The following is an 11,393-nucleotide window of genomic DNA, read 5'->3' as shown; positions in this document are numbered from 1 at the left end:
AGCTTTCTCACCATTGTACGAAGCAGTTAAGCCCCATCCTACTGCTTGATCGTGAAGGCCTGCCCCGTTGGCAAAAGCGCGAGATTCTCGGCCTTCGATTCGAAGAATTCGTCAGCTGCTTGTTTCGCACCTGGACATGATTTGAACCCGTGGTCATCAAGCAGGATAATGCCACCCGCAACCATGCGAGGATAGAAGAACTGAAGCGAGTCGAGCGTGGGCTGGTAGAGATCGACATCGACGTGCACAAAGCGAAACCTGCAGTCGGCCGCTTCGGCAAATCGCGTGGGAATCCAGCCCTTGTAAATCCGATAGTTGTCGAACTCTCGCAAGCTCTGCGTCAACTCATCTTCGGCCGCGGTCAGAGAGCCCTTTCGCCAGTACGTGCCATCGACGGAAGCCGGCTCGGACAACCCCTCGAAACTGTCGAAGAGATGAATCGACATCGGTATCTTCCTGAAGGCCTGGCACAGCAAGTAGGCCGTAGCGCCCCTGTACGCGCCGCATTCGGCGGCATCGCCTTCGAGATGAAGCACGAGCTTCAGCAACTCGTTCATCGCATATTTGCGATCAAGCGAATGCCAGTTCCCTACATCCATGAACCTCATGTAGTAGGCAAGGAATGCTTCATCCTCGAGGAATATCCGAGCAAATTCGGAGAATTTGAACTTCGGATAGATGGCTGTCGTCAGCGCCTCCGCCGAAAGATAGCGTTCGAATTCGGAGGATTGAAACTCCAGCCCACGCTTCAAGAGCGTAAGAAGCTGAACAGCCTTGTCCGGCGCAAGGCTCTCGATCTCCGCCGCCAGCCGCGCAGCATCAGAACTGTAGACCGGGGCCGGAGCGGGTTGCACCGGGGCCTCGCTCTCGGTCTTCGCGCGCGGTCCCAGCAACGGCGCCATTATTCGCTTCAACATCCTCCGACAGCTCCGCTTACCCGGGCGACATCCTCTTGTTCAGAGGAGATCACGATTTCACTCTCCAGATTGACCAAGGCTGTCGTGAAAGCCCCTTTTGTGCCAACAACCCGGAATTGAATGGCATCCTCGACGAAATCGATTTTTGCACCATCGTGGAGATGCGCGGCGCCGAGCGTTAGAAAGAAGTCGCCCGCCGCCAACCACATCGTGCAATCGCACGCTATCGTCAGAACATCACCGGCACGGGCTTGCCACGCCACTCCATGGCTGGTCAGGTTGGTTGCCCCCCATACGACAGTTCCCCTGCGGTCCTTGATTGCAAAACCACAGGACAGTGCCGAAATGTCCGCATCGCACCGAAACCGCATCGAAAAGCGATAGTTACTTCCACTCTGAAGGAGCGTTGCGCGCCGTCCGTGCTCATCGAACACCCCCCAATCGAGCAAACGCCCCTCACCCGATCCATATCGAACCTTCGGCGCGATCTCCTCCGCCGGCAGCTCGGAATCGTCGGCATTCTCGACGGTTCTTTGACTGATCGCGTTCTCCAGCCCCGGCGACGACGCCTCTTCGGCCGCGGTCGCCGTGCTCGCTTCCGATTTGCCAAACAGCAGATTGTGATAGACCACCGATATCGGCCCGGCCTCGCCTTCCGCGAAGACTCGTCCGCCTTCCAGAATCAGGGCGCGATCGCAGAAAGTCGTAATCGTGTTGGTATCATGGGACACGAGCAAGATCGTCGCGTTCTTCTGCTTCAGCCGCTGGATCCAGCCGAAGCACTTCATTTGAAACCGCGCGTCGCCAACCGATAGAGCTTCGTCAACGATCAGGATATCAGGCTCGACGCTGATCGCCGTGGCGAACGTGAGACGCGCCTGCATCCCGGTCGAATAGGTCTTGAATGGCTGGTCGATCACGTCCCGCAACTCGCTAAATTCGATGATCGAATCGAGCTTGCGTTCGATTTCCGCCTTGGGCATGCCGAGGCACAGCCCACCCATGAAAATGTTCTCTCGGCCGGTGTAGTCCGGGTGAAAGCCGGTTCCCAGTTCGAGGATGGCGGTGATCCGGCCGTTGACGTCCAAATCACCCGACGAGCGCTCGAGTGTTCCGGCGATGATCTTGAGCAGCGTCGATTTTCCGGCCCCATTGCGCCCAAGAATTCCGACGATCTCTCCACGCTTGAGATCGAGATCGACGGCCTGAAGGGCCACGCGCTCGGTGTGGCGCGGAACGCGGCGAATAACTTCCACCAGCGGATCGATTGCATGCTCATAGACGCGGTACGCCTTTCGCAGCCCGCGCGCACGGATGGCGATTTCGGATCCGGTCATAGCGCGTCACCAAAGCCGTGCTGCAGGCGAGAGAATACCGCGTAGCCGATTGCCAGGCAGGAGACCGCCCCAAGGGGAAAAACAATCCAAGCCGCCGGATGTTGAAAGGCTCCGAAATAGAGCGCGTCCTGCCAGCACCAAACCTGGTAGCTGAACGGATTGAAATGAAAAACCCAATTCATCCAGCTCGGCGTCACATACGGGTTGAACAAGATGGGCTGAGCGAACAGGTTGACCGCACAGAAGATCGTCACGATGTCGCGCAAATCGCGAAAGAAGATGCCGAGGGCCGATAGCATGAGAGCAACGCCGGTCATCGCAATGAGTTGGATCGCAATCAGGAACGGGACGGTCAGAACCATGAAGGTCAGGGTTCCGCTGACCGCAGCGTAGCCGATCGTGAACAGAAGCGCGATTGAGTATGGAAGCGCCGAAGCGATCGCAGTCTTGATCGGCAATACCACGACCGGAAAAATGATCTGCTTCACGAGGCTTGCATGAGCGGTCAATATCGTGGTGGAGCGCGCCAGCAAATCCTGAAACGCCAGCCACGAGACTATTCCGATCAAGACATTGACGGCAAAATCGGGATGGCCGCCGCTGCTACCGACGCGGGTCGGGAATACGTAGGCAAACAGGAGCGAGTACATCAGCATGAGCAGCAGCGGATGGCCATAAGCCCACAGCGCGCCCAGCAGCTGTCCGGTGTGACGATCACGCAACTCACGCTTCACGAGCTCAGCAACGAGCTCGCGGTGTCCGTACACCGAGCCAAGAAGTGACTGCGCCGCGATCACAGCGAGACCTCCGGATTAGCCGACAGCCACGCTTGCGCCATCAAGACATTCCACAGCGGATAGGCCCAGTTCGCGCCAGCCAGATGCGCTTGCCATCGCTCTCGGATCGGTGCGGGAGTGAACAATTCCTGGTCCTTCAATCTTTTCTCAGCCAACAATTCTTCCGCCCAGTCCCTCAGCGGTCCCCTCAGCCACTCCGCCAGCGGCACGCCAAATCCCATCTTTGGACGGTCAAGCAGTGCACGCGGGACACGGCGATAGAGCACCTCGCGCAACGCCCATTTGGCAACGCCATCGCGATACTTCATATGCCTTGGAAGGGTCCAGGAGAATTCCACGACCCGGTGATCCAGTAGCGGAACCCGCGCTTCGAGGCCGACGACCATGCTGGCGCGATCGACCTTCGTCAGAATGTCGTCAGGCAGATAGGTGAGAGTGTCGATAAGCATCATCCGGTCGAGAAAATTCGGAACGCCGGTCGGGAGATGCGTATCCCAAAGCACCCCCTTGGTCTCGGAAGCTCCGATCACCAGATCGTCCGGTGTGTGCCAATGGCTCAGCATCCCGCGATAGAGCGTGTCGGGATCACCCTCGAGAATGGCCGGGGCGTACCGTTCAACCTTCGAACCAAGACCGTTTATCCGCCAGCGGCCCGGCAGCACCTCGCCGATCTGATCCAAGGCACGCCTCGGAACAGCACGGAGACCTCGAGCCAGCACATTGCGCAAAGCCCCTGGGGCGGGGCTGGCGACCTTTCGCATATCCAGCGCGTAGGCATAGCGGGAGTAGCCCGCGAACAATTCATCGCCACCATCTCCCGAAAGCACGACCTTAACATGCTGACGCGTCAGTTCGCACACCAAGGCGGTCGGCAGTTGAGAGGAGTCGGCGAACGGTTCGTCGTACCATTTCGGGAGATGCTCAACCATATCCAAGGCATGCGAGGCATCAGCATACAATTCGGTGTGGTCAGTTCCGAGGTGGCGCGCGACCTCGCGCGCAAAGGGCGCCTCGTCAAATCCCTTCTCCGCAAAACCGATCGAGAATGTATTGATCTTTCGATCTGCGGTCTCTGCCATCAGCGCAGTCACGAGCGAGGAGTCGATCCCTCCCGACAACAGCGAACCAATCGGCACGTCGGCAACCAGCCGGCGCCTCACCGCATCGGACAGCAGAGCATCAAGGCGATTGATCGCCTCGCCCTCGTCGATTTTCGATTTGCCGCCTACCGACGTCTCAACGAGGCCTCTGAGATTCCAGAAACACTCAGTCGAAACTTCGCCGCCAAGCTTGGTCTTGAGCATGGTGCCCGGTTCAAGCTTGTAGGTATCCTTATAGATCGTAAAAGGCGCCGGGATATAGTTGTGGCGCATGAACGAAGCCATCGCGTTGCGATCCAGGGCTGGCGCCCAGCCCGGAACAGCGCGCAGCGCTTTCAATTCCGAGCCGAAGGTCAGCACCCCGTCAATTACGCTCCAGTAAAGCGGCTTGATTCCAAGGCGGTCGCGCACAAGAGTCAGATCGCCAGTCTGCTTGTCATAGAGCGCGATGGCGAACATGCCGATCAGGCGCGGCACCACGTTTTCGATGCCCCATTCCGCGCAGGCCTCGAGGATAACTTCAGTATCCGAGTGACCTTTGAGCCGACGATTGGTCCGCTCAAGATCGGCCGCAATCTCGTTATGCGAGTAAACCTCACCATTGTAGACGATGACGAACCGCCCACATCCCGACGTCATCGGTTGAGCGCCCGTGGGGGTCAAATCACGGATCGCCAGACGTCGGTGACCGAAGCCCACACCTCGTTCGCTGTCGAGCCAAGTGCCGCGCGAATCCGGCCCACGATATGCGAGGCTATCGGTCATTTCGTCGAGGACCCGCTGCGATAGAGGCCCGCGGCCGCCTGGCCGAAGTCGCATGAAACCCGCAATGCCGCACATTACTGCGCCCCTCTCCCCCTGGCCGTAGACACTGTTCAGATCACTGAAAAAAGCAGAGCAGCAAGGAACGTGTATTTGACGCAATCATTGCGCTGCATCCTGATGCTCCTGGTGATTCAAGCCCAGCAAGCTTGGAGCCAGTACACGGCCTGGTCCGTAGAGGCGTACCGCTTCATCGAAAGCCCGACTGGGATTGGCTACATCGGTGATCATCACAGCATCAAATGGAATGGCAACACGATCGTAGCCAGCAACGACCTGGACCCCGACGAAACGCGTGTCGCCTGCATTTTCATCAACAATGGCGACGATCGAGACACCGCAATCGACAGCCGACAGCATGGCAATCTCGGCCAAGTCCGACCTTCCACAGAGCACCAGATTCTGGAAATGCTGCGCCTTCGCCAATTGAAGGACCTGCGCACAATCGGCCTTGGCCTGACGAAAAAACGAGAAAGAGGACGACAGATATTCCACGGTCAGGCGCGATTTCTCAGCGAAGCCCTTTGGCGTCAGGTAATAGGCGTAGCGACGCGCCGGCGCCTGGCTGACTTTGACAAGGCCCTTCTTGATGCATCGCTTGAGGTAGGCGTTAACGAGGCCAAGCGCGATACCAAGCTCCTCCGCGATGCGGCGCTGCGATTGCGCGCCATCATCGACGGAATTCAGCAAATTAAGGACGATCCGTTCATCCTCCCCGCTAGAATCCGGCAACGTGTGGTCCATTGAGACTCCCCCTCCGTCGGCGACAGATAGTCCGTTCATGCCGTGAACGTCAAGTCGAACGTTCACGATGTGAACAATTCAATCAATTGAATTTGTTGAAGAATTTTATGGCTAGCTAATTGAGCCAGCAAATTGGCATGTTCGGACGGGCGCCTTTTCTTAGCCTGGACGCAAATGTCCACTCACTACGGCGTACCGATAGTATTCGCTCGGCGCTGCCACCGGCCGCGTTCGAACGCCGCCAAATGGACTGACCACACCCCTGCCCCCAGTAGTTGCGTTCGATGAATAACATTCCAGAGTGCGCTGACCGCAATGTCGACGAACAACGACGCCTCGGAATGAGCGGTCACCACATCCGATAAGCGCCTGTACTGGGCGGTTAGAGCTGGCGCAAGTCAAAAGCAACCGCGTCGAATCGTCCGCGCAGCAGCAGCCGGCGCTGTGATAGACCCAGGCGGCACGAGCAGCGCATCGCTCGAACTTCGTACCCACCAAATCTGATGATGTCGCACCCGAACCATGCGGCAGGCCGCCGCACTGCTGGTGGACGTGCGTCATCCCGTGGTATGACTGCGGCCCTTCGTGACGTTGGCGACGATGCTGATGGCCTACTTGCGGTCCTGCCGCTCCCTTCGAGACGACACAGATTTTTCATGCTCCCGATTACCCATGACATCCGGGCTTCCGACAATCCTGCTTCGACTGATCAATGAATCCCCTAGAAATCAAGCTGAAGGGTCGCATCCTCTACATCGCTAACGAGGACTGGGCGTTCTTGCTCAATCGCCTGCCAATGGCGCGGGCAGCGCGTGACGCCGGCCTTGAGGTTCATGTGGCGACCAATGTGAGCAGCGGCGCCGCCTCCATCAGGGCGGAGGACTTTGTACTTCACCAGATCCCCTTCCAACGTGGTCAACGGGCGATGCTCACGGCTGCTGCGGCGCTGAAAGCTATCCGGGAGGTGGAGCGCGCGATCAAGCCAAGCATCGTGCACCATTCCGGGGTGCAATGCTGCGTCTTTGGTTCGCTGGCTGCGCTCGACCGGAGATTCCCCGTCGTCAATGCGATCACCGGGCTCGGCTATATCTTCACGTCATCGAGTTCGCAGTCACGTCTGCTGAAGCGCGTCCTGACCCGACTGCTGCCTTGGCTGCTCAATCGAAATCGCAGCTACACAATCGTGCAAAATCCCGACGACCGCGAGGCGCTGATGGCGCTCGGTGCCAAGCCCGACCGCATGACGTTGATTCCGGGATCTGGCGTTGATGATGAATCATTGCAGCCGCTACCTGAGCCGGCAGGCCCGATCACGATCGGATTCGCGGGGCGGCTGCTGGTCGACAAAGGCATCCGCACTCTGGTTCGCGCCCACGGTCTACTGCGCGATCAAGGACACGATATCAACCTTATCATCGCAGGAAATCCTGACCCGGCGAATCCATCGTCCGTGTCACACGAAGAGATCGAAGCCTGGATCGCACGACCGGGCATCACGTGGCTCGGGCACATCGACAACATCGCCTCGCTGTGGCGCGCTTCACACATCGCGGCATTGCCTTCGTATCGTGAAGGGCTTCCGGGAGCGTTGATGGAAGCAGCCGCCTGCGGCAGGCCCCTGATTGCGACGGACACGCCTGGCTGCCGCGAGATTGTGCTTGCTGATCAAACCGGCCTCTTGGTACCACTCGAGGACCCAATAGCCCTGGCAAGCGCAATTCTGCGACTTGCTGAAGCGCCTGAGTTGCGGGCGAGGTTCGGTGCTGCGGCGAGACGACGCGTGTCGGAGCGATTCTCTGCAAGGATCATCGGCTACACGATCACTCAGCTCTACGGTGACATATTGGCGCGCAGTGAGACACCACTGACTGCTTCGAACGCCCGAACCGATCGATAACCGCGACCTCGCCGATCCCGGCCCACTGAACAAGCGAACTGACACAGCCGGCGTCAAAGCGATGTCCCTCACAGGCTGCGGCCAACGTGTCGTGCCGTGCTTGATATCACCACTATTCTCCGGGCTCCTGCGCCGGCGGCCGGCCTGTGAATGCGGCAGTTGCCAAGGAAATCTCATGAACTCCTCCATGGGACTCGCCCACAGAAACGCCCGCGCAAGCGGAGGCTGGCTGAATTGCTTTGCTGCTCGTTCGACAAATGGCGACTTGTCAACCTGCTTCCTGGTGTTTACAGGACAACGCAATCGTCAAGCACGACCAGAGATTTCCGCCCATGGAAGCAACTCGGCTCACTCGAAATCTTGGATGCCTTCGGTCCCGGGACCAGCCATACCTGTGATGACCGGGAGAGCCCAAGCGAACGAAGCAAGCACGGCGTCGCCGCGGAATTGCGGCGCGGTTCGTTGATCCGGCCCAGCCGCGCAGCGGCGCCGGCCGAACTCAAGATACGCTGCGCCACGTTCGCAAGGCTCCGCATCTGCGAAAGATGACGAACGTCATCACGGCAATTGTTGGCAATTGTTGCTTCGTTGAGATAACAGAGGCTTACTCTTGGCACCAAGCAGGTTAAGTTCTCGAATCTTCGAATCCGCAGGCCGCCAGCCACACTCACCGGCCGCGTATGACCTGCAACGGGACTGGCAGCATGAATACGAACGAGATCGCGGTAGCGGGCAAGATTTCAACGCGCGTGAGCTTGGGCGTATTGATCAGCTTCCATATCGTCGCCTGCTGCATCTCGCTCGGCTATCTCAGCCGCAGCTACGGCAACTTCCATATTTTTTATGATGCCGAACTGCTCAACGGGGCGATCGCAACGATCGCCGCGTTTGCTGCTCTCTCCTACCTTTTCCTCCTCGTTCCATTCAGCTTTGGTTATTTTCTCAGCTTTTATTTTTACACCATGATCCTTGGATACCTCTGGCTAAATTGTTTCTCCCGCTTCGAGTACAATCACTGGCTCAGCGGAGCCTCTGCCGTCGCGTCCATGATAGCATTCATGGCGCCATCACTCCTCGTGACATCTCCGATCCGACGAGTGTTCACGATTAGCGAAACAACCTTCTACCGCGCATTGACAATTATCTTGGCAGTCGGCGTGGCCGCGATCCTGATAGCCGCAAGCTATAGCTTCAAAATGGTCTCGCTCGGGCAGATGTACGACTTCCGCGACAAGATCAACATGCCCTCCCCGCTCGTCTACTGCATTGGCGTCGTTTCGAACGCCCTGTTGCCCTTCACCTTTGCTTGCTTTGTGGAGCGGCGGAATTACTGGCGAGCTGGACTGACGCTTGTCCTATTGCTGCTTGTCTACCCAATCACGCTCAACAAGATCGCGTTCTTCACACCAATGTGGCTTCTGGCCATGGCTGTACTGACGCGCCTGCTCGATTGCCGAATTGCAGTTGTGCTCTCGCTATTCGTACCGCTGATTATCGGCGTCGTCTTGTACGCCATCCTCGGCATCAGCGACACGCGCTATCTCGATATCGTCAATCTTCGAATGATTGCTACGCCTTCAAATGCGATGGATATCTACAACGACTTCTTCTTCAACCACCCTCTCACATCCTTCTGCCAGATTACATTTGTCAAAACCCTCGTCTCTTGTCCCTATACGGTTCAGTTGGGAGAAGTGATGCAGCAGGCCTACCGGCTCGGTAATTTCAATGCCTCCCTTTTCGCGACCGAAGGGATCGCTTCGGTCGGCGTTCTCCTGGCGCCGATCCCGGTTTTGGCATGCGGACTTGTAATCGCTCTCGTCAATCGATTTTCCTCGGGCCTTCCTCCTCGCTTCATCCTTGTATCTGGTGCGATCCTTCCTCAGATCCTCTTGAACGTGCCATTCACGACAACCCTCCTCTCTCACGGCGCCGCCGTACTTTTTCTGCTATGGTATCTGACGCCGCGCTCAGTCTTTGCATCGCAGAGTGGGTGTGTCGCCGTCGAGAGGAAGCTTGAAGAGCACCTCGCATGACCATCAAGCGGTCGATGTTGGTTAGCGATCGCATTTGGTGCGAGCCAACACTGCATTTTGCCCTGATCTACGCCGCATCCTGATCTGCAAACTGGACACGACATGTCGAAGCGATTTCAGCGGAGGCTCGTTCTCGCGACCATTTTTGGAGCGATCTTATACATTCCGCTCGGGCTCTACCTCGATACGCTTCCGCCTTGGCGTGAGCCGGACCCGGGCCTCATCCGCCCGCCATTCAAACATTTTGGCGGCAACGCTTGGCAATATCTGACACTTATCCCAGGCGCCGTCTCGGACAGCAATGAGGCACCCAGTCGGTCTCGGCTTGAAGTGACAGAAGACCGTCACGCTCTCGGACCAGCTCATACGACGCACGTCGATATCGCCGAGAAAGGAAACGGACGATACTCTCATTGGCAATCGTCCTTGATTTTCTCGACGAGCGACAACAGCGACCCGAATACAAACGGGCGAGCCTACCGAGTCATTGATCCAGACGCGAAGGACCCCTTCGTTTCGCTCCGAATTCCTCATCGTCCAAGTTTGTTGAGCCGGCTATTCCCATCGAGGTTCGATCACTGAACCTCTCGCCCCTCCAACTTGCGCGTTTTGCATCTGGAAGCAGATATTCACGAGCGGTCAGAACACGAGGTGACCAAGAAGCGGATCGAGCGATCTTTGCCCGGACACCAAAAGCAGCGCACGGAGCCAGCAAGATCAATCCTATTGCGATTGCATTGGCATAGTGGAAAACGACGTCCTGCATGTTCTCAATGTGCAAAACGTACTCGGGATTCAAATAGTCCTCATTGTCGGATCGACTCGATACGTAGCGGTAGATCTCGTTGGCGTTCGCCCAACCTGCTTTTGTGTACTTCGCGGCAATCTCCGCTCGCAAGACGCCGCGCCGCACGTCGTACCTGTAAGCCGAAATCCCATAGTCTGGATCAACCAGGTAGTCGTGCCCACCGGCAGCAAACTTTACGAGCACATGGCCACCGACACCGAACGCCCACGCTTGAATTCCATTTTTGCGAAGAATCTCGGAAGTGATCACTGCGCGCTGGCCACAGAAGCCGCATATCAGCGTACGTTTCTGAAGAAGGCCCTCGCTCCAAATTAGGCTCGCGTCGATTAGTGCTAACTGAGCAAGAGTTGCAGAAAGAACACGCTCAATCGGTGTCAACGAGAAGTCGCCCGGTTCGCAGTTGTAGCTGGTGTAGTGCACCGCGAGCGCGATCCGGTTCGCGTAGGCGACATCGTCGGTCTCAGAAGGACCTCGGATGAGTTCGGCGTCCGGAATCTCGCTAAGTGTGCGCCCGCTCACATAGTCGTATCCGGGTACACCAACTTGCCTGCCTCGCGATTGCCTAGGCAGAAGCTGCGAAGCAGAGACGGCCACCAGCAAGATTGCGACGACGGTCCGCAGCAGGGTCGGCCTTCTGAGCCTCGGCAGGGTCCTCAGCCAGTTCATCGGCGGCGACGCTCTTTGTTGAGGGCGCTCTTAAGCTCCGTACTGCACCCGCATGAGACGCAAGACGCATCTTGTGCTTGAACACATTATTTTCAAACGGTGAGAGCGTGAATAGCTCAATTGAGCTATTCACCGTGCAGATTTGGCCCGCCAGAAACCTTCAGAAACACTGGTGCAATCTGAAACCCAAGAACCACATTGGCTGACCAGGTGACGGAGCGCTTGGTGACTCTGCCGGCGCGGCTGGAAAATCGTGGAGGGCTAGTAGG

Annotated in this window: 8 protein-coding genes; 2 read left to right on the top strand and 6 right to left on the bottom strand. The window is 57.6% G+C overall.

Annotated features, from left to right (window positions below; genetic code table 11):
- Positions 1-38: 38 nt before the first annotated feature.
- The 5 genes from ACVIYL_RS25675 to ACVIYL_RS25655 all read right to left on the bottom strand — a co-directional run bounded on the left by ACVIYL_RS25675 (position 39) and on the right by ACVIYL_RS25655 (position 5,717).
- Positions 39-902, bottom strand: coding sequence for a TylF/MycF/NovP-related O-methyltransferase (locus ACVIYL_RS25675; protein WP_016847974.1), 864 nt, complete (start codon positions 900-902; stop codon positions 39-41).
- Between the two features lie 8 nt (positions 903-910).
- Positions 911-2,254, bottom strand: coding sequence for an ABC transporter ATP-binding protein (locus tag ACVIYL_RS25670; RefSeq protein ID WP_016847973.1), 1,344 nt, complete (start codon positions 2,252-2,254; stop codon positions 911-913).
- Positions 2,251-3,051 (bottom strand): ABC transporter permease, encoded by an 801-nt coding sequence (locus ACVIYL_RS25665; protein ID WP_028338356.1) that lies wholly within the window; start codon positions 3,049-3,051, stop codon positions 2,251-2,253. Before ACVIYL_RS25665 ends, ACVIYL_RS25670 begins: the two co-directional genes overlap by 4 nt.
- The gene (asnB, locus tag ACVIYL_RS25660) at positions 3,048-4,991 is read right to left on the bottom strand and encodes an asparagine synthase (glutamine-hydrolyzing) (protein ID WP_456780163.1); all 1,944 of its coding nucleotides are present in this window, start codon (positions 4,989-4,991) and stop codon (positions 3,048-3,050) included. Before asnB ends, ACVIYL_RS25665 begins: the two co-directional genes overlap by 4 nt.
- Before the next feature lie 84 nt (positions 4,992-5,075).
- Positions 5,076-5,717, bottom strand: a complete 642-nt coding sequence (locus ACVIYL_RS25655) for a winged helix-turn-helix transcriptional regulator (protein ID WP_212058605.1) — start codon at positions 5,715-5,717, stop codon at positions 5,076-5,078.
- A gap of 712 nt (positions 5,718-6,429) precedes the next feature.
- On the opposite strand from ACVIYL_RS25655, the gene ACVIYL_RS25650 reads away from it, so the two are divergent.
- Positions 6,430-7,614, top strand: a complete 1,185-nt coding sequence (locus ACVIYL_RS25650) for a glycosyltransferase family 4 protein (RefSeq protein WP_456780162.1) — start codon at positions 6,430-6,432, stop codon at positions 7,612-7,614.
- A gap of 704 nt (positions 7,615-8,318) precedes the next feature.
- Entirely contained in the window at positions 8,319-9,650 is a 1,332-nt protein-coding gene (locus tag ACVIYL_RS25645; RefSeq protein ID WP_456780161.1) for a hypothetical protein, read from the top strand.
- A 484-nt stretch (positions 9,651-10,134) separates the two neighbouring features.
- Here the strand turns inward: ACVIYL_RS25645 and ACVIYL_RS25640 are convergent, their stop codons facing one another.
- Positions 10,135-10,977, bottom strand: coding sequence for a hypothetical protein (locus ACVIYL_RS25640; RefSeq protein ID WP_456780160.1), 843 nt, complete (start codon positions 10,975-10,977; stop codon positions 10,135-10,137).
- Positions 10,978-11,393 lie beyond the last annotated feature (416 nt).

This window comes from Bradyrhizobium sp. USDA 3315, from assembly GCF_054056795.1.
This window is presented reverse-complemented; position numbering and strand designations above follow the sequence as displayed.